This window comes from Serratia sp. CY83965 (assembly GCF_052166375.1).
In the GTDB taxonomy this organism is placed as follows: domain Bacteria; phylum Pseudomonadota; class Gammaproteobacteria; order Enterobacterales; family Enterobacteriaceae; genus Serratia; species Serratia marcescens.
On sequence record NZ_JBJNOV010000004.1, the window covers coordinates 395,233 to 413,101 of the forward strand.

Annotated in this window: 19 protein-coding genes; 15 read left to right on the top strand and 4 right to left on the bottom strand. The window is 59.1% G+C overall.

Annotated features, from left to right (window positions below; genetic code table 11):
- Nucleotides 1–30 precede the first annotated feature (30 nt).
- From ACJ8PL_RS12715 to ACJ8PL_RS12730, 4 genes are read left to right on the top strand one after another with little or no spacing between them, the layout of a single operon-like run.
- Nucleotides 31–987 (top strand): ABC transporter permease, encoded by a 957-nt coding sequence (locus ACJ8PL_RS12715; RefSeq protein ID WP_004934604.1) that lies wholly within the window; start codon nucleotides 31–33, stop codon nucleotides 985–987.
- 4 nt (nucleotides 988–991) lie between these two features.
- The gene (gene opp4C, locus ACJ8PL_RS12720; protein ID WP_016927379.1) at nucleotides 992–1,942 is read left to right on the top strand and encodes an oligopeptide ABC transporter permease; all 951 of its coding nucleotides are present in this window, start codon (nucleotides 992–994) and stop codon (nucleotides 1,940–1,942) included.
- Nucleotides 1,939–2,925 carry an ABC transporter ATP-binding protein gene (locus ACJ8PL_RS12725; protein WP_016927380.1) on the top strand — a complete coding sequence of 329 codons (987 nt, stop codon included), beginning with the start codon at nucleotides 1,939–1,941 and terminating at the stop codon, nucleotides 2,923–2,925. The genes opp4C and ACJ8PL_RS12725 overlap by 4 nt, the downstream gene beginning before the upstream one ends.
- Complete coding sequence (locus ACJ8PL_RS12730) at nucleotides 2,915–3,883, top strand: ABC transporter ATP-binding protein (RefSeq protein ID WP_016927381.1); 969 nt, start codon at nucleotides 2,915–2,917, stop codon at nucleotides 3,881–3,883. Before ACJ8PL_RS12725 ends, ACJ8PL_RS12730 begins: the two co-directional genes overlap by 11 nt.
- A 2-nt stretch (nucleotides 3,884–3,885) precedes the next feature.
- On the opposite strand, the gene ACJ8PL_RS12735 is transcribed toward ACJ8PL_RS12730, so the two are convergent.
- Nucleotides 3,886–4,860, bottom strand: a complete 975-nt coding sequence (locus ACJ8PL_RS12735; protein ID WP_016927382.1) for an alpha/beta hydrolase — start codon at nucleotides 4,858–4,860, stop codon at nucleotides 3,886–3,888.
- Between the two features lie 658 nt (nucleotides 4,861–5,518).
- On the opposite strand from ACJ8PL_RS12735, the gene ACJ8PL_RS12740 reads away from it, so the two are divergent.
- The 6 genes from ACJ8PL_RS12740 to ACJ8PL_RS12765 all read left to right on the top strand — a co-directional run bounded on the left by ACJ8PL_RS12740 (nucleotide 5,519) and on the right by ACJ8PL_RS12765 (nucleotide 13,330).
- Nucleotides 5,519–6,733 carry an aspartate aminotransferase family protein gene (locus tag ACJ8PL_RS12740; protein ID WP_016927383.1) on the top strand — a complete coding sequence of 405 codons (1,215 nt, stop codon included), beginning with the start codon at nucleotides 5,519–5,521 and terminating at the stop codon, nucleotides 6,731–6,733.
- A 52-nt stretch (nucleotides 6,734–6,785) separates the two neighbouring features.
- Nucleotides 6,786–7,820 (top strand): arginine N-succinyltransferase, encoded by a 1,035-nt coding sequence (astA, locus tag ACJ8PL_RS12745; RefSeq protein ID WP_089184716.1) that lies wholly within the window; start codon nucleotides 6,786–6,788, stop codon nucleotides 7,818–7,820.
- A complete protein-coding gene (gene astD, locus ACJ8PL_RS12750) occupies nucleotides 7,820–9,292 on the top strand; it encodes a succinylglutamate-semialdehyde dehydrogenase (RefSeq protein WP_442531225.1) in 1,473 nt (490 codons plus the stop codon). The genes astA and astD overlap by 1 nt, the downstream gene beginning before the upstream one ends.
- Before the next feature lie 52 nt (nucleotides 9,293–9,344).
- On the top strand, nucleotides 9,345–10,685 hold the full coding sequence (gene astB / locus ACJ8PL_RS12755; RefSeq protein ID WP_442531197.1) for an N-succinylarginine dihydrolase: 1,341 nt from the start codon (nucleotides 9,345–9,347) through the stop codon (nucleotides 10,683–10,685).
- Between the two features lie 10 nt (nucleotides 10,686–10,695).
- Entirely contained in the window at nucleotides 10,696–11,679 is a 984-nt protein-coding gene (astE, locus tag ACJ8PL_RS12760; RefSeq protein ID WP_048796589.1) for a succinylglutamate desuccinylase, read from the top strand.
- A gap of 568 nt (nucleotides 11,680–12,247) precedes the next feature.
- A complete protein-coding gene (locus tag ACJ8PL_RS12765; protein ID WP_284065314.1) occupies nucleotides 12,248–13,330 on the top strand; it encodes a porin in 1,083 nt (360 codons plus the stop codon).
- Nucleotides 13,331–13,412: 82 nt separating this feature from the next.
- Here the strand turns inward: ACJ8PL_RS12765 and ACJ8PL_RS12770 are convergent, their stop codons facing one another.
- Nucleotides 13,413–13,637, bottom strand: coding sequence for a biofilm development regulator YmgB/AriR family protein (locus ACJ8PL_RS12770; RefSeq protein ID WP_079451492.1), 225 nt, complete (start codon nucleotides 13,635–13,637; stop codon nucleotides 13,413–13,415).
- 123 nt (nucleotides 13,638–13,760) lie between these two features.
- Nucleotides 13,761–13,952, bottom strand: a complete 192-nt coding sequence (locus ACJ8PL_RS12775) for a YebW family protein (protein ID WP_079451491.1) — start codon at nucleotides 13,950–13,952, stop codon at nucleotides 13,761–13,763.
- Nucleotides 13,953–14,180: 228 nt separating this feature from the next.
- Here ACJ8PL_RS12775 and lysM point away from each other — a divergent pair, with 228 nt between their 5' ends.
- From lysM to ACJ8PL_RS12800, 5 genes are all read left to right on the top strand, one after another.
- The gene (gene lysM, locus ACJ8PL_RS12780; protein ID WP_016927389.1) at nucleotides 14,181–14,627 is read left to right on the top strand and encodes a peptidoglycan-binding protein LysM; all 447 of its coding nucleotides are present in this window, start codon (nucleotides 14,181–14,183) and stop codon (nucleotides 14,625–14,627) included.
- A 265-nt stretch (nucleotides 14,628–14,892) separates the two neighbouring features.
- On the top strand, nucleotides 14,893–15,048 hold the full coding sequence (locus tag ACJ8PL_RS12785) for a hypothetical protein (protein WP_016927390.1): 156 nt from the start codon (nucleotides 14,893–14,895) through the stop codon (nucleotides 15,046–15,048).
- 23 nt (nucleotides 15,049–15,071) lie between these two features.
- On the top strand, nucleotides 15,072–15,236 hold the full coding sequence (locus ACJ8PL_RS12790) for a hypothetical protein (RefSeq protein WP_004934557.1): 165 nt from the start codon (nucleotides 15,072–15,074) through the stop codon (nucleotides 15,234–15,236).
- Nucleotides 15,237–15,341: 105 nt separating this feature from the next.
- A complete protein-coding gene (locus ACJ8PL_RS12795) occupies nucleotides 15,342–16,283 on the top strand; it encodes a pirin family protein (protein ID WP_442531198.1) in 942 nt (313 codons plus the stop codon).
- A gap of 427 nt (nucleotides 16,284–16,710) precedes the next feature.
- On the top strand, nucleotides 16,711–17,064 hold the full coding sequence (locus ACJ8PL_RS12800) for a DUF1304 domain-containing protein (protein WP_079451489.1): 354 nt from the start codon (nucleotides 16,711–16,713) through the stop codon (nucleotides 17,062–17,064).
- 21 nt (nucleotides 17,065–17,085) lie between these two features.
- Here ACJ8PL_RS12800 and ACJ8PL_RS12805 read toward each other — a convergent pair whose 3' ends face one another.
- Nucleotides 17,086–17,472 (bottom strand): helix-turn-helix domain-containing protein, encoded by a 387-nt coding sequence (locus ACJ8PL_RS12805; protein ID WP_004927697.1) that lies wholly within the window; start codon nucleotides 17,470–17,472, stop codon nucleotides 17,086–17,088.
- Nucleotides 17,473–17,869: the final 397 nt, after the last annotated feature.

Consider the following 17,869-nt stretch of genomic DNA (forward strand, 5'->3'; position numbering starts at 1 on the left):
CCATTCCGGGCGGCGGCGATGGAACCCGCGATGAGAAACTTTATCTTGCGCCGTCTGTTGCAGACTATCCCGATGCTGTTGTTGGCTTCCTTGCTGATTTTTTGCATTTTCGCCCTGGCGCCCGGCGACTTTATCGACGGCAACATCAACCTGACCGCGCAACGCGCCGCCGAGCTGCGGGCGCTGTACGGGCTGGATCAGCCGTTGTTCAGCCGCTATCTGCACTGGCTTGGCCGGCTGCTGCAGGGCGACCTCGGCTTTTCACTGCAGTACCAGATCCCGGTCAGCACGCTGCTGAACCAATACATCTGGAACTCGTTCCTGCTGGCGGCGGTGGCGATGGTGTTGTATTGGGGCATCGCGCTGGCGGTGGGGGTGATCTCGGCGATGAAACCCTATTCACTGTTCGATCATCTGATCACCGTGGCGGTGTTCGCCGCCATGTCGTTTCCGACGTTCTTCCTGTGCCTGTTGCTGATCAAATGGTTCGCCGTCGATCTGCACTGGCTGCCGGCGGGCGGCATGCTGCGCACCGGCAGCGAGGCGAGCGGGCTGGCCTGGGCGCTGGAGGTGGCGGCGCACCTGCTGTTGCCGGTGCTGGCGCTGGTGATGCTGCAGGCCGGCAGCCTGACGCGCTATTTCCGCGCCAGCATGCTGGAGGTGATCCGCATGGACTATATTCGCACCGCGCGCGCCAAAGGGCTCAGGGAGAAAACGGTGATCCTCAAACACGCGCTGCGCAATGCGCTGTTGCCGATCATCACCCTGCTGGGGTTCGAGCTGCCGGGATTGTTCTCCGGCGCGCTGATCACCGAAAAAATCTTCAACTGGCCGGGCGCCGGACATATCCATATCGATTCGCTGGCGGCGCGTGATTACCCGGTATTGATGGGGTTCACGCTGTTTCTGGCCGCCTTGACCATTCTCGGCAATCTGCTGGCGGACATTCTGTACGCCTACGCCGATCCACGCATTCGCTTGAGGTAACACGATGTTGGCTACGTTGTTTTTCGGCCGCCGTCGCCGCTGGCGCCAGGCGCAACTGCCGGCGCTGGCGCAACTGTCGCCACCGCCCGCGGCGCAGGCCTGGCGACGGCTGCGCCGCCACCGGCCGGCGATGATTTCGCTGGCGTTGCTGGTGCTGTTGGCGTTGCTGTGCCTGATTGGGCCGTCGTTGTCGCCGTGGCGCGACGATGCCGGCGATGTGCTGAATATCAATCAGGCGCCCAGCGGCGCGCACTGGTTGGGCACCGACTTTCTCGGCCGCGATATCTGCACCCGGCTGCTGCTGGCGGGGCGGATATCGCTGACCATCGGCCTGGTGTCGATGCTGCTGTCGGTGACGCTGGGCTACGTGCTGGGGGCGCTTTCCGGTTATCTGGGTGGCGTGGCGGATCGGCTGATCATGCGCTTCGCCGATCTGCTGATGACCATTCCCGGCCTGCCGCTGTTGATCATCATGGGCGCGATGCTGACCGAACTCGATGTGTCGCCGGACTACCGCATCTACATGGTGATGATCATGCTGAGCCTGCTGGGCTGGCCGTCACTGGCGCGGCTGGTGCGCGGCCAGATCCTGTCGCTGCGCGAGCGGGATTTCATGTTGGCCACCGAAGTGCTGGGGCTCTCCACCCGGCGGCGCCTCTTCGGCCATCTGTTGCCCAATACCGTGCCGATTTTGGTGGTGGTCGCCACCATGGCGGTGGCCAACGCCATCCTCAGCGAGTCGGCGTTGAGCTACCTTGGGCTGGGCGTGGTGCCGCCGACGCCGTCGTGGGGCAACATGATGGACGCCGCCAACAGCCTGATCGACTTTCAGCGCCGCCCTTGGCTGTGGATGCCGCCGGGGCTGGCGATCTTCGTCACCGTGGTGGCGATCAATATCTTGGGCGACGGCCTGCGGGACGCGCTCGATCCGAAAATGAGCGGGGTAAAACGATGAGTCAACCGCTGGTGGCGTTCGACCGGCTGTCGGTGTCGTTTCAGGGCGAGCAGGGGCCGGTGCGGGCGGTGCAACAGGTCAGCCTGGAACTGCAGGCCGGGCAAACGCTGGGGATCGTCGGTGAATCGGGCTGCGGCAAAAGCGTGACCGCCATGGCGCTGATGGGGCTGTTGCCGCAGCCGCTGGCGCAGATAGACGGCGGTGAGATTCGCTTTGAAGGGCAAAACCTGCTGTCGCTGCGGGCATCCAAGATGGCGGATCTGCGCGGCAACCGGCTGGCGATGATCTTTCAAGAGCCGATGAGCGCGCTGAATCCGGTGTTGACCCTCGGCGAACAGCTGGTGGAGCCGCTGATCAGGCACTTGCTTCTGTCGCCGAAAGCGGCCTGGCGTCAGGCGATTCAACTCTTGACGGAAGTGGGGTTGGCGCGCGCGGAGGCGCTGATGCGCTGCTACCCGCATCAGCTTTCCGGCGGCATGCTGCAGCGCGTGATGATCGCTATGGCGATCGGGTGCCGCCCGGCGCTGTTGATCGCCGACGAACCGACTACGGCGCTCGACGTTACGGTGCAGGCGCAGATCCTGGCGTTGCTGCGCGAGCAGAGCCGGCGACACAACATGGCGATGATCTTGATCACCCACGATCTCGGGGTGATCGCCCAGATGGCCGATCGGCTGGCGGTGATGTACGCCGGGCGCGTCGTCGAGCAGGGAACGACCCGGGAAGTGCTGGACGAGCCGAGGCATCCCTATACGCAGGGGCTGATCGCCTCGCGGCCGGTGCCGGGGCAGCGGCGACGCCGCTTGTACTCCATTCCCGGTCAGGTGCCGGATCTGGCGCGGCTGCCGGAGCATTGCGCTTTCGCCGAGCGCTGCGCGCAGGCCTCCGCTCGCTGCCGCGACGGCATTCCGCCGCTGTACGGCTCCCGTCAGCGTCAGTCCGCCTGTTTTCTCAATGCCGGAGGGCATCCGTATGTCGACTGAACCTTTGGTGGAGGTAAAGGGGTTAAAGAAATATTTTCCGCTGCGCGACGGGCTGTTCGGGCGCACCACCGGCCAACTGAAGGCGGTGGATGATGTCAGCTTCAGCATCCGCAAGGGGCGCGTTTTCGGGCTGGTGGGCGAGTCCGGCAGCGGCAAAACCACCGTCGGCCGCACGCTGCTCGGCCTGCACGATAAAACCGCCGGCGAGGTGCTGTTCAAAGGGCAGGCGCTGGATAGCCTCAACAAAGACGCGCTGCGCGCCCTGCGGCCGAAAATGCAGCTGGTGTTTCAGGATCCGTACAGCTCGCTGAACCCGCGTCTGCGCGTGGGCGACGCCATCGGCGAAGCGCTGTTGCAGCACGGCCTGGCAAGCAAGGCGGAACTGCGCGAACGGGTGCTCGATACCCTGGCGATCTGCGGGCTGTCGCCGCAGCATTACGGGCGGTTTCCACATGAGTTTTCCGGCGGCCAGCGGCAGCGCATCGGCATCGCGCGCGCGCTGATCCTGCAACCGGAATTTATCGTCGCCGATGAACCGATATCGGCGCTCGACGTGTCGATCCAGGCGCAGATCATCAATCTGTTTTCCGATTTGCAGGAACGGCAGGGGGTGACGCTGCTGTTTATTTCGCACGATCTCGGCGTGGTGGAGCATCTGTGCCAGGACGTGGCGGTGATGTATCTGGGGCAGATCGTCGAGAGCGCCGACCGCGATTCGCTGTTTCGCCAGCCGCTGCATCCCTACACGCAGGCCTTGTTGGCGGCGGTGCCGACGTTGGATGCGCAACGTTCGCCGGCGTGGGCGGCCGGCGGCGAGCCGCCGAACCCCGCCAACCCGCCGCGCGGTTGCCGTTTCCATCCCCGCTGCCCGCTGGCCACGGCGCAATGCCGTGAACAGGCGCCGCATCTGCGCAGCGTGGCTCCCGGCCATCAGGTGGCTTGCCACGTGGTTGGCTAGCGTCAGGACAGATAGTGCTTCAACGCGCGCCCGGCCTGGTGGATCGCCGAATGCACCGCCGGGACGTGGGCGAGCGGATTCAACAGGCCGTAATCGTGGATCAGGCCGTTGTAGCGGGTGGCGGTAACCTCGACGCCGGCGGCGTCAAGCAGACGCGCGTAAGCTTCCCCTTCATCGCGCAACACGTCCAGCTCGGCGGTTTGCACCAGCGCCGGCGGCAAGCCCCGCAGCTGTTCCGACGTGGCGTTGAGCGGCGAGGCGTAGATGTTTTTGCGCTGCGCCTTATCGGGCGCATAGCTGTCCCAAAACCACTTCATCATGTTGCGGGTCAGGAAATGGCCTTCGGCGAACTGATGATAGGAATCGGTATCAAAATGGGCGTGCGTGACGGGCCACAGCAGGATCTGGCAACGCAGCGCCGGTATGCCTTTCTCTTTGGCCATCAGGCTGACCACCGCCGCCATATTGCCGCCGACGCTGTTGCCGACCACCGCCAGCCGTGACCCATCGACGTTGATTTTTTCGCCGTACTCGGCCACCCATTCCGTGGCGGCATAGGCCAGATTGATCGCCTGTGGGTAATGCGCTTCCGGGGAACGGGGGTAGTTGACGAACACCGCCGCCGCGCCGGAGCTGTAAACCAGATCGCGCACCAGCCGTTCATGGGTGGGAAAATCGCCCAGCACCCAGCCGCCGCCGTGAAAGAACATGAATACCGGCAACGCCTCCTTGACCCTGGCCGGTCGCACCAGATGCAGCAGAATATCCTGGCCCTCAACGTGGATGGTTTTCTCGCTGATTTCCACCTCGCGCAGCGGCACCTCGACGCTGCGTTGCGCGTCCTCCAAAACCCTGCGCGCCTCTTTGGGCTTCATCTGCTCCATGGGTTTACCGCCGGCGGCATTCAGCGCGTCGAGAAACGCGCGGATGTCGTGTTGGGCGTGCGGCTGGCTGAGATCGACGGTTTTCTTGGGCATGGTGGCTCCTTGTGCGCAGAAGAGAAGGGGCGGTCAGGATCACAGTGTAGTCGCTGGCGTACAAAGCAGGAACCGCGGTCAACGCGGCTCCTTTTGCGCGAGTATAGCGGGTGGCGTCGCTGCCGCGTTGCACCATGCTGGCGCGCCGCCGCACCCGATGGGGGCAAAAAGTGTGATAGCGAGCAAATTGGGTGAAATTATTTTTGCGAGCCCGATCAGAAATCCTGAAGTTTTTCGTAATTGAATAGGATTTCGCACGCAATGATGATTTTAGGCCTTATTTTTTAATTTATGCATTACCAATGCATAGAAAATGAATAAATATTCATTATAAGCCGTTGTTTTAACGTAAAAAATAGCAAAATCCGGCAAAAATCCCGTTTTGGCACGATAGCTGCTCTACACTCTTTATCAAACGACATGTATTTTAACTGCTCGTTAACATTTACTCCCCGCTCAGGGACCGGATATACGCCATAAATAGTGAAAAACCGATTTTATGTAACATATTTGTTTCTAAATCAGCGGTGAGGGACAGCATTTTCTCCGCCGCGAAAGTCGGTTTTGAACAACGGTTTTTTTGCATTGTGGCGGTCTAATCGGGCTTGAGCGGCCCTTACAGTCAAAATTCAGCCTTTGCTGAGATTATGAGGTCACTATGGAACAGCCAATCGCAGTTACCCGCCAGTCTTTCGATGACTGGATGGTCCCGGTTTATGCCCCTGCCGATTTTATTCTGGTGCGTGGCGAAGGATCGCAGGTGTGGGATCAGCAGGGTAAGTCTTACATCGATTTCGCCGGCGGCATCGCGGTTAACGCGTTGGGCCATGCGCACCCGGCGGTCAAGGCGGCGCTGGTGGAGCAGGCGGGCAAACTGTGGCATCTGGGCAATGGTTATACCAACGAACCGGTACTGCGTCTGGCCAAAAAACTGATCGACGCCACGTTCGCCGACAAGGTGTTTTTCTGTAATTCGGGTGCAGAAGCCAACGAAGCGGCGCTGAAACTGGCGCGCAAGCATGCGCACGACCAGTACGGCGCCGGTAAAGATCAGATTGTGGCGTTCAACAACGCGTTCCATGGCCGTACGCTGTTCACCGTTTCCGCCGGCGGCCAGCCGAAATATTCGCAGGATTTTGCGCCGCTGCCGGGCGGCATCACCCATACGCCGTATAACGATCTGGCCGCAGCGGCCGAGCTTATCAACGATCGCACCTGCGCGGTGATCGTCGAGCCGATCCAGGGCGAGGGCGGCGTGCTGCCGGCGGAGGCCAGTTTCCTGCAGGGGCTGCGTGAACTGTGCGATCGTCATAACGCGCTGCTGATCTTCGACGAAGTGCAGACCGGCGTCGGACGCACCGGCCACCTGTATGCCTACATGCAGTACGGCGTGGTGCCGGACGTGCTGACGACCGCCAAAGCGCTGGGCGGCGGCTTCCCGATCGGCGCGATGCTGACCACCGATGCGCTGGCGAAAACGCTGGGCGTCGGCACCCACGGCACCACCTACGGCGGCAACCCGCTGGCGACGGCGGTGGCGGGGGAAGTGTTCTCCATCATCAACACGCCGGAAGTGCTGGAAGGCGTCAAGCAACGTCACCAGTGGTTCATCGACGGGTTGAACGACATCAACCGCCAGTACCCGATCTTCGCCGAGATCCGCGGGGGCGGTTTGCTGATCGGCTGCCAATTGAAGAAAGATTATGCCGGCAAAGCGAAGCAGATCACCCAACTGGCCAACGAAGAAGGCGTTATCGCGCTGATCGCCGGCCCGGACGTGGTGCGTTTCACGCCGTCGCTGATCATCCCTGAGCAGGATGTGAAAGAGGGGCTGGCGCGATTCGCGCGCGCCGTGGCGCGCATTTGCAGCTAATCAGCGGGCTGCGCCTTCACCGGCGCAGCCTGATTCAGAAGAGGTTCGCATTATGATGATTATTCGCCCTATAGAGCGTCGCGATCTGGCGGATTTACTGACGCTTGCCGGTAAATCCGGCATCGGTCTCACTTCACTGCCGCAGAATGAAGATACCTTGTCGGCACGCATTGAGCGGGCGTTAAAAACCTGGCAAGGCGAACTTCCGCAAAGTGACCAGTGTTATTTGTTCGTGTTGGAAGACAGCGAGCGCCGGCAGGCGGTGGGGGTCTGCGCGATCGAAGTGGCCGTCGGCCTGTCGGAACCCTGGTACAGCTTCCGCGTCGGCACGCAGGTGCACGCTTCCAAACAGCTGAACGTCTATAAATCGGTGCCGACGCTGTTCCTCAGCAACGACCATACCGGGCATTCGGAACTGTGCACGCTGTTCCTCGATCCGGATTATCGCCACGGCGAGAACGGCAAACTGCTGTCGAAGGTGCGTTTCCTGTTTATCGCCGCGTTCCGTGAACGCTTCTCCCGCCGTCTGATCGCCGAGATGCGCGGTTTCTCCGATGAAAACGGCCGGTCGCCGTTCTGGGAGAGCGTCGGCCACCGTTTCTTCTCCATCGAGTTCGCCAAGGCGGACTACCTGAGCGGCACCGGGCAAAAGGCGTTTATCGCCGAGCTGATGCCGAAACACCCGTTGTATGTCGATTTTCTGGCCGAAGATGCGCAGAAAGTGATTGGCGAAGTGCACCCGCAAACCCTGCCGGCGCGCCGGTTGCTGGAGGCGGAAGGCCTGAGCTATCAGGGCTACGTCGATATCTTCGACGGCGGTCCGACGCTGGAAGCGGAGATCGACCATATCCGCGCGGTCAAGCAGAGCCGCCTGGTGAAAGTGGTGCTGGATGACACGCCGATGCGCGCCGATGCGCCGGTGCATCTGGTGGCCAACGACAACTATCAGAATTACCGCGCACTGTTGGTCAATGCCGATCTGTATGACGACCGCCTGCATATCAACGCCGCCACCGCTGCGGCGCTGGGCGTCGAACAGGGCAGCCCGGTGCGGGTGCTCCCCCTTATTGCACAGGAGAAAGCATGATGTCCTATCCTGCTCTGTTGATTAACGGCGTCTGGCGGCAGGGCCGCGGCGCCGAGTTCGGCAAGGCCGATCCGGTCGGCAACCAGCCGCTGTGGCGCGCTAACGCCGCCGACGCCGACGACGTCGCCGCCGCCTGCGAAGCCGCGCGCGCCGCGTTCCCCGCTTGGGCGCGCACGCCGTTCGAGCAGCGCGAACAGCTGGTGAAACGCTTCGCCGCCTTGCTGGAAGAACACAAGCAGTCGCTGGCGGAAACCATCAGCCGCGAGACAGGCAAGCCGCGTTGGGAAACGCTGACTGAAATTCAGGCGATGATCGGCAAAGTGGGCATTTCGCTGCAGGCCTATCAGACGCGCACCGGTTTTAGCCAGACGGCGATGGCCGACGGCGCTTCGGTGCTGCGCCACCGTCCGCACGGCGTGCTGGCGGTGTTTGGGCCTTACAATTTTCCCGGCCATCTGCCGAACGGCCATATCGTGCCGGCGCTGTTGGCCGGTAACTGCGTGGTATTCAAACCGAGCGAGCTGACGCCGTTGACCGCCGAGGAGACCCTGAAACTGTGGCTGCGGGCCGGTCTGCCGGACGGGGTGATCAATCTGGTGCAAGGCGGCCGCGAAACCGGCGAAGCGTTGGCGGCCAGTGCGGATATCGACGGTCTGCTGTTCACCGGCAGCGCCGGCACCGGCTATCACCTGCATCGCCAATTGGCGGGGCAGCCGGAGAAGATCCTGGCGCTGGAGATGGGCGGCAACAATGCGCTGATCGTCGACGGCTTCGAGGATCGCGACGCGGCGGTCAACCTGGCTATCCAGTCGGCGTTTATCTCCGCCGGCCAACGCTGCACCTGTTCGCGTCGGATTCTGGTGAAGCAAGGGGCGGAAGGCGACGCTTTTATCGCGCGTTTGGTTCAGGTGGCGGGCGAACTGCGCGTCGGCCGTTGGGATGCCGAACCGCAGCCGTTCATGGGCGGGGTGGTGTCGGCGGCCGCGGCGGAAAACATGCTGAAAGCGCAGCAACGTTTGCTGGCGCTGGGCGGCAAATCGCTGCTGAGCATGCGTCTGCTGGAGCCGGGCAGTTCGCTGCTCAGCCCGGGCATCGTCGATCTGACCGGCGTGGCCGGCGTACCGGACGAAGAGTATTTCGGGCCGTTGACCACCATCGTGCGTTATCGCGATTTTGACGAGGCGCTGCAGCTCGCCAACCGGACACGCTACGGCCTGTCGGTGGGGCTGGTATCGCCGCAGCGCGAGCTGTTCGAGCGGCTGTTGCTGGAAGCGCGCGCCGGCATCGTCAACTGGAACAAGCCGCTGACCGGGGCGTCCAGCGCTGCACCGTTCGGTGGCGTGGGGGCCTCCGGCAACCATCGCCCAAGCGCCTTCTATGCGGCGGACTATTGCGCCTGGCCGATGGCTTCGCTGGAAAGCGAAAGCCTGTCGCTGCCGGCCACGCTCTCGCCGGGCTTGTCGTTCCGTTAATCGTCTGCGGCGGCGCGATGGCGCTGCCGCACGCTATCCCCAGGGGATAAACATGTCAGGATATGAAGTCAATTTCGACGGTTTGGTGGGGCCGACGCACCACTATGCCGGGCTGTCGTTCGGCAACGAGGCGTCAACGCTGCATCAAAACAGCGTATCGAACCCGAAGCTGGCGGCGAAACAAGGTTTGCTGAAAATGAAGGCGCTGGCCGATCTCGGTTTCCAGCAAGGGGTCTTGCCGCCGCAGGAGCGGCCGCATTTGCCGATGCTGCGTCGCCTGGGTTTCAGCGGCAGCGATGAGGCGGTGCTGGCGCAGGCGATGCGTCAGTCGCCGCGCCTGCTGTCGGCGCTCAGCTCGGCGTCGTGCATGTGGACCGCCAATGCGGCCACCGTGTCGCCTTCGGCGGACAGCGCCGACGGCAAGGTGCACTTCACCGCCGCCAACCTGAACAACAAATTCCACCGCGCCATCGAAGCGGAGACCACCACCGCCGTATTGCGGGCGATGTTCAGCGACGATCGGCATTTCGCCCACCACGAGGCGCTGCCGCAGGTGGCGTTGTTCGGCGACGAAGGGGCGGCCAACCATAACCGTTTGGGCGGTGATTACGCCAAGCGCAGCGTGCAGGTGTTCGTCTATGGTCGTCAGGAATTCGGCGGCGAAACGGCGCCGGCGCGTTATCCGGCGCGCCAGACGCGCGAAGCCGGCGAGGCGATCGCTCGCCTGCACCAATTGGATGAACAGCATACGGTCTTCGTGCAGCAAAACCCGGCGGTGATCGATCAGGGCGTGTTCCATAACGACGTGATTGCGGTCAGCAACCAGAACGTGCTGTTCCATCATCAGCAGGCGTTTTACCGCCAGCAACAGGCGCTGGATGAAGTGCGCCGCAAGATGGTGACGCTGGACAGCGAGCTGGTGGCGATCGAAGTGCCGACAGAGCGCGTCTCGGTAGCGGACGCGGTGGCGACCTATCTGTTCAACAGCCAAATTCTTACCAAACCGAACGGCAAGATGATGATCGTCGTGCCGGAGGAGTCGCGTCAGCACGCCGGCGTGTGGCGTTACCTCAACGATATGGTCGGCAGCGGCGGCCCGATCGATGAAATCCGCGTGTTCGACCTGCGTGAAAGCATGCGCAACGGCGGCGGCCCTGCCTGCCTGCGGTTGCGGGTGGCGCTCAACGAACAAGAGCTGAGAGCGGTCAATCCGCGCGTGATGATGAACGATCGGCTGTTCGCAACATTGAACGAGTGGGTCGATCGTCATTACCGCGACCGCCTGACGCAGGATGACCTGGCCGATCCGCTGCTGCTGCGCGAAGGGCGCGAGGCGTTGGATGCGTTGACGTCGATCCTCGGTCTCGGCGCCATTTATCCGTTCCAACGCTAAGGGAGGCAGCATGATCGATCTACTGCCCCTGACGCTGGAAGGGAACGAACCCGTCGAATGGCAAGGTGAAACACCGCAGCTGCGGTGGCGCTGGCAGGGGGAAGGGGTGCTGGAGCTTACGCCGCGACAGCCTTACCGCCAGGCGATGGTGATGTCGGCGGGCGTGCACGGCAATGAAACCGCGCCGATTGAACTGCTCAATCAACTGGTCGGCGATCTCCTTGCCGGCCGGTTGCCGCTGACGGCGCGACTGTTGGTGGTGCTGGGCAACCCGGCGGCGATGCGGGCCGGCAAGCGTTATCTGCACAGCGATATGAACCGCATGTTCGGCGGCCGCTACCGCAACTTCGCCGCCAGCGGCGAAACCGTGCGCGCGCAACAGTTGGAGCGTGCGCTCGCCGCCTTTTTCGATGGGGAGCAGGCGGCGCGTTTCCATTACGATTTGCACACCGCCATCCGCGAATCGCGTTTGCCGCGTTTCGGCATTCTGCCCTTTCAGAAACGCCCGTACAGTGAGCCGATGTTGAAGCTGCTGGATGCCGCCGATCTGGATGCGTTGGTGGTACACAGTGCGCCGGGCGGGACGTTTAGCCATTACTCCAGCGAACATCTCAATGCGGCGAGCTGTACGCTCGAGCTGGGCAAGGCGCGGCCGTTCGGCAGCAACGATCTGCAGCAGTTCGCCGCCATCGATCGCGCTCTGCGGGCGGCGGTCAGCGAAGGGGCGCTGCCGGCGCGTGCGGGCGCCGAGATTCGGGTTTTCCGTGTGATGCACTCGTTGATCAAGCACAGCGAAGATTTCAAACTGCATCTGGACGATGACACGGCCAACTTCACCGAGCTGGAACCGGGCATGTTGCTGTGCGAGCAGCCGCAGGAGGACTATCGCGTCGGCCAGGAGGGGGCGTGGATACTGTTCCCTAACCCCAGCGTGGCGTTGGGCCTGCGTGCCGGCATGTTGTTGAGCGAAGTTTCCCGCTCTACGCTGTATTGATTTATCCACGGTGGCGCCGTCAGCGCGCCGCCGTTATTCCTTTCATTATTTTAATCTGCTATTTCCCGCTATTTTTATTCCCGTAAGGCGAGTTTTATTCGTCACGAATCCGTGTCTTTATGCGAATGAATAGAAGGCAGTGTCAGGTCGTTATCTGAAAGCCTTAATTGCCTGATGAATTTGTTAAGATAAAAATGTGAAATAAGTAACGTTTTTAATAACCATGCTAATTTTATTGTTACTTTTGAATCGCGCAGAAAGCACGCAAAACGAAACTGAATTGCACTATGATGGTGCATTGCACCGTTTTGGTTATAACTTATGTGATAAAAAATTCTTATATTCAATGGGTTGAGTGATTTCTTTTTTGTAATATTTGGTTACACATAAACATGCTTTCTCCTCGTTGTTTCATGAACTTTTTGATTTTAAGTTTTGATTCATGATGCTAATGTCACATCACCCCGGCATTAGGGGAGCTCATAAAATACCAAAAGATAAAATCACAGCCCAAATTATAAATTGGGCGTGACGGGCAGGGTTCTAATTATAATATCTAGGAAAATAAATGATGAAACGCAGTGTATTAGCCTTAGCTGTCGCCCTCGGGGCGATCACCTCCTTTGCCAACGCGGCTGAAATCTACAATAAGGATGGCAATAAACTCGACCTGTACGGCCGCGTTAACGCCAAGCATTATTTCAGCGACAGTAAGTCCAACGACGGTGATATGACCTATGTTCGCCTGGGCTTCAAAGGCGAAACGCAAATCAATGAACAGTTGACCGGCTACGGCCAGTGGGAATACAACGTCCAGGCCAATCACGACGAAGCGCAGGGCACCGCCGGCACCAAAACGCGTCTGGGCTTCGCGGGGCTGAAATTCGGCAACTACGGTTCTTTCGACTACGGCCGTAACTACGGCGTGGTGTATGACGCCGAGGCTTACACCGACATGCTGCCGGAGTTCGGCGGCGACTCCTACAGCTATACCGATAACTTTATGACCGCCCGTTCCAACGGTTTGGCCACCTACCGCAACCGTGATTTCTTCGGTTTGGTGGAAGGCCTGAACCTGGCGGTGCAGTATCAGGGTAAAAACGACGGTGACGGCCGCAGCGTGACCAAGCAAAACGGCGACGGTTACGGCCTGTCTCTGGACTATCAGGACATCGGCGGCAGCGGCATCGGCGTAGCGGCGGCGTTCTCTGATTCCAACCGCACCAGCAAGCAAAAAGAGCTGCAGTATGGCAAGGGTGACAGCGCTACCGCCTGGACCACCGCGGTGAAATACGACGCCAACCAGGTTTACCTGGCCGCGATGTATGCCGAAACCCGTAACATGACGCCGATCAGCGTCAACGGCACTTCCGGCTTCGCCAATAAAACGCAAAACTTCGAAGTGGTGGCTCAGTATCAATTTGAGAACGGCCTGCGTCCTTCCGTGGCTTACGTGCAGTCCAAAGGCAAGGATATCGAAGGGATCGGTGATGCCGACCTGGTGAAATACGTGGAAGTGGGGGCGACTTACTACTTCAACAAAAATATGTACACCTACGTCGATTATCAAATCAACCAGCTGAGCGACGATAACAAACTGAAACTGGCCAACGATGATATCGTTGCCGTCAGCCTGACGTATCGTTTCTAATTCTGCAATTTCATTACCTTCATCCTGTGTCGGGATTGGTAATCAGGCAGGGCGCAAGCCCTGCCTTTGTTTTATCGGGAACTCAGCCTTTTGGCGCCAACCCGACCAGCTCAATGGCGGAACGCAGCGCGGCGAAACGTTGCTGATCCTGCTCCCGCTCTATTTCGGTCACCAGCTGTGAAAGAATATTGCCGCCGGATACCTTTTTATGGTTTTTGATTAACTGCAACACTGCGTCGCCTAACGCCAGGCTGACGTCGCGCAGCAGAGTTTCATATTGCTCGTTGGAATGAGCCGATACTGGCATGACCTTTCTCTGTCTCTCTCTTCTTCGGGAGCCGCAATTTAGCAAAACAGCGGCCTTATGCCTCGGAGGAAGACGAAGTTTCCGATGAAATCAGAAATTCCTCAGCATCGCGCGGGGAGGAGGTTAAAAATCGGAATATTCGCTGGCTGGCAACCAGAAGCCGTCGATAAACTCTTCCATGGGATAACAGCCGGCGTGTCGCAAGTTCTGTTCCTTCATCGCGACCAGGCATTGCGGCTCGTCGTGCAATATATCGACCACCATTTCACTGCAGCCGCCATCCAGATAACAGACAAACATCACCAATGCGTACATCGTTGCACGCCTCCTTCGTCGAGTTACCTTGTCTGCAACAGTGTAGGTAGAAAAGCGCGATTTTTCAGCATCATTGCGCGATTAATCGCCATGGAAACGCCGCTGACGACACTTTCGGAATACTCTACCCATTTCTGACGCCGTAAGCGGATGGCATATCCTTTTGTCGATGCTAAGCTTAACAAGCCTTACTTAAACGCATTACTGCAACCATCAAAAGGAGTGAATATGGGCTTGTTTAACTTCGTCAAAGAAGCGGGCGAAAAACTGTGGGATACAGTCACCGGCAATGCCTCCGCCGAAGATCAAAGCGCCAAACTCAAGGAACATCTCGATAAGAGCGGCCTGCCGGGCACCGACAAAGTTGATGTGCAGGTGGTCGATGGTAAAGCCGTAGTGACCGGCGACGCCGTCAGCCAGGAGTTAAAAGAGAAGATCCTGGTGGCTATCGGCAACGTGGCGGGGATCAGCGGCGTGGAAGACAAGGTGGCGGTAGCGCAATCCGACGCCGAGAGCCGCTTCTATACCGTGAAGAAGGGCGATACGCTGAGCGCGATCTCTAAAGAGATGTACGGCAACGCCAATCTGTACAACAAGATTTTCGAAGCCAACAAGCCGATGCTGTCGAGCCCGGACAAGATTTATCCGGGGCAGGTGTTGCGTATCCCGCAATAACGCATCGGTCTACCCAGGCCCGGTTACGTACCGGGCTTTTTTTTGTCCTCTGCAATAGGCGTCTCTTATTTCCCTGCGATCTCCATTCCAGTTACATCTCCCCTGTGTACCTGCTCGCTCGCCGGCAGGCGCGGTGTTGACCCTGATGGGGAAAATTGATAGCGTCATCCCCCGGTTGAGGCCGGAGCGACCAAGTCAGCGACGTTGGCGCCTTATTCTGAGGGGATGTTTTGCCCCGTCAAACAGCAATGCAGCAGTTGAACGAGTGAAAACCGATTTAGTGAAACAACAGCGTAACGCCTCAACGGATAAAAATTATCGAGAAACCTTGGGTGATGCGCAATTTGCGATCGTCGTGTTGGCGGTGGCGTCCTGCTCACTGATTATCTTTACGCTGGCGGTCACGCTGTGGGTGACCTGACGCGATTAACTAGGGGAGATAAAATGGAGCCTAATCTCCATGATGAAACCAAACTGCTGGCGATCATTGGCCTGTTGGTGTCCGTGCTGCTGGTGGTATCAATTCTCTTTGGCGTGACCTATTTCTCCGATCTCAGGCACGCGCATGACGATATAGACATCAAGAGCTGCTATATCAAAGCACCCTGAACCGCGCGGACGTGCCTGCACGTCGTCGCTCTGCGGGGGAGCTGTCCTGTGTTAAGCTTGGGCGGTTACCCTTGGCGAATCGGCGCCATTCAGGAGGTCTTTGCGATGAGTCAGCCACGTCCTACGCTCTCTTCACCTTCACGCGAGTGCCCCGTCGTTGACGGCGTGCGCCAGATACAACGTATTGCCGTGCGTAACGCCGAAGTGGGGGGCATTCCGATCAACCGCGCGTTGCCAACCCGGGAGCGGCGCACCGTCGGCGCCTGGTGTTTTCTCGATCACGCCGGGCCGACGGTATTCAACGGCACTTCGCCCGGCATGGATGTGGGGCCGCATCCGCACAGCGGGCTGCAAACGTTCACCTGGATGATAGAGGGTGAGGTGCTGCACCGAGACAGCCTCGGCAGTGAGCAGGTGATTCGCCCGGGGCAGGTTAACCTGATGACCGCGGGGCACGGCATTGCGCATACGGAACAGTCGGTGGGCGAGCAGCGGCGGTTGCATGCTGCGCAATTATGGATCGCGCTGCCGGCCGAACATGCCGACATGGCGCCACGCTTCGATCATTATCCTGACTTGCCGCAATGGCAGAATAACGGCGTGAATCATCGTTTGTTGGTCGGGGAATTTGGCGCTTATCGTTCACCGGTGTTTACTCTTTCGCCATTAATCGCCATTGATCTGGAATGGGAAGAAGCGGCAAGAATCGAATTGCCGTTGCGCGATGATTATGAAATCGGCTTTTTGCCCCTTATTGGTGCATTTGAACTTAATGGTGAAATCTTTTCACCTGATGAATTCGCCTATTTGGGCATGAAGAATAACTCTATTGGGTTAAATGCACAGAAGGGGAGCCGGGGATTACTCATCGGTGGGGCGCCATTAAACGAAGAGATCCTTATCTGGTGGAATTTCGTTGGCCATACCAAGGCTGAAATTACTCGGGCTCAGCATGATTGGGAACAAGGCGCGCCGCGTTTCCCGACGGTTAGCGGTTATTCTGGTGAGCGCATGACCGCACCACGCCTGCCTTGGGACGATGTTTGATAGCGTTAGGATATAATCGCCGCGATTATTCGGCTTATTTCGCTCTAATAAGGCGTAATTAATGTGATCGCGGCTCCAGCTTTACGACAATATAAGGGTTCTCGGCGGAAAAGTGATCTGGCGCATATAACGACAGTGAGAAGAAGTTTAGGATAATCCTCAGGAAGTCAGGTTGTCTCCCGTTAGTCAGATGTCAGTGAGGTCATTATGAGCCAGGTACTTTATCGTGCAAGATTGTCCCATGTCGTGGTTGCCACGGCGCTGTTTTGGGTCTCTGTCGCGGCATTGTTGGTCGCCGTATTAAACTAACCTCAAAAAATGACTCCTGCATAAACCCGCTTCGGCGGGTTTTTTTATCTCCGCCGATGGGGTGGTGAGCGAAGGAGTTTATAATTGATGACATCTTCAATAAACGACTGGAACCACCATGAAGTTCTTTGCCGATATTTTGCTGCTGCTCATCGCAGCGCTCCATCTTTATATCCTGATGCTGGAAATGTTCCTGTGGCGTACGCCACTCGGCAGGCGCGCATTCGGCACAACGGCGGAGTTCGCCGCAGCCACGCGGGTGTTAGCCGCCAATCAGGGGCTGTACAACGGCTTTCTGGCCTTGGGGTTGGCATGGAGCTACTGGCGTGAGGATATGGCACTGCAGCTGTTCTTTCTCGGGTGTGTGCTGGCGGCCGGGGTGTTCGGCGGGTTGAGCGCCAGCCGCAAAATTCTGTGGGTGCAGGCGCTGCCGGCCGCGATCGCGATGCTGGCGGTCTGGGGGGCGCGTTAACCCGCCGATTTGCGGCGGGCTTCAGGCGGATTTTTGGTGAATGACGTGCAGCGGCGGATCGATGTGCAGATCAACGCTCAAATCCTGGCGGAAATCATAGGGTGTGATATTAAAACGCTTTCTGAACATGTAGGTGAAGTGGGACTGAGAACCGAAGCCAAAGTCCAGGGCGATGTCGAAGATCGACGCTTCACTGCTGCGCAGTTGATAGACCGCGCCGGCCAGACGGCGTTCGCGAATGTATTTACCGAGCGAAATCCCTGTCGCTTCTTTGAACAGCTTCTGCATGTGCCACAGCGAGTAGCCGGAGTACTCGGCCAGCTCTTCGAGATGGATCACTCGTCCGAGGTGAGTTTCGACCCATTTGCTGAGGGCGCAGACCAACGAGAGGTGGTGTTCTTGTATCATCAGTGCGTCAGTGTGAGACCTACATAGCGGTGAAGTATACACAACTTGCCGCCGTGGACAAAAATGCCGCCCGTGACGGGGGGCAATTATTCGGAAAAACCGTTTGACCGCCGCTTGTCAGCCGAAAGGAAAAACGGCTAATCTGGGACTGTCGCCGCCGCGGTGGGGGACGCAAAGAAAGCCGCAGCAAGAACCGCCAAAACAGAGTCAGCCGTAACAACTCAACGTTGATGGGGTGATCGCATGTTAATGACAGTGATTATTACTCTGGTTGTAATCGTGGGCGTCGGCGCTTTTATGGCGACGCCGGTGATGAGCATGAAAAATGCGGAAGGTGTGGGAGGTGAAGAACCGTGAGAGCAAGAGACATGCACGCCGCTGAGCGGGGCGAGCGCTA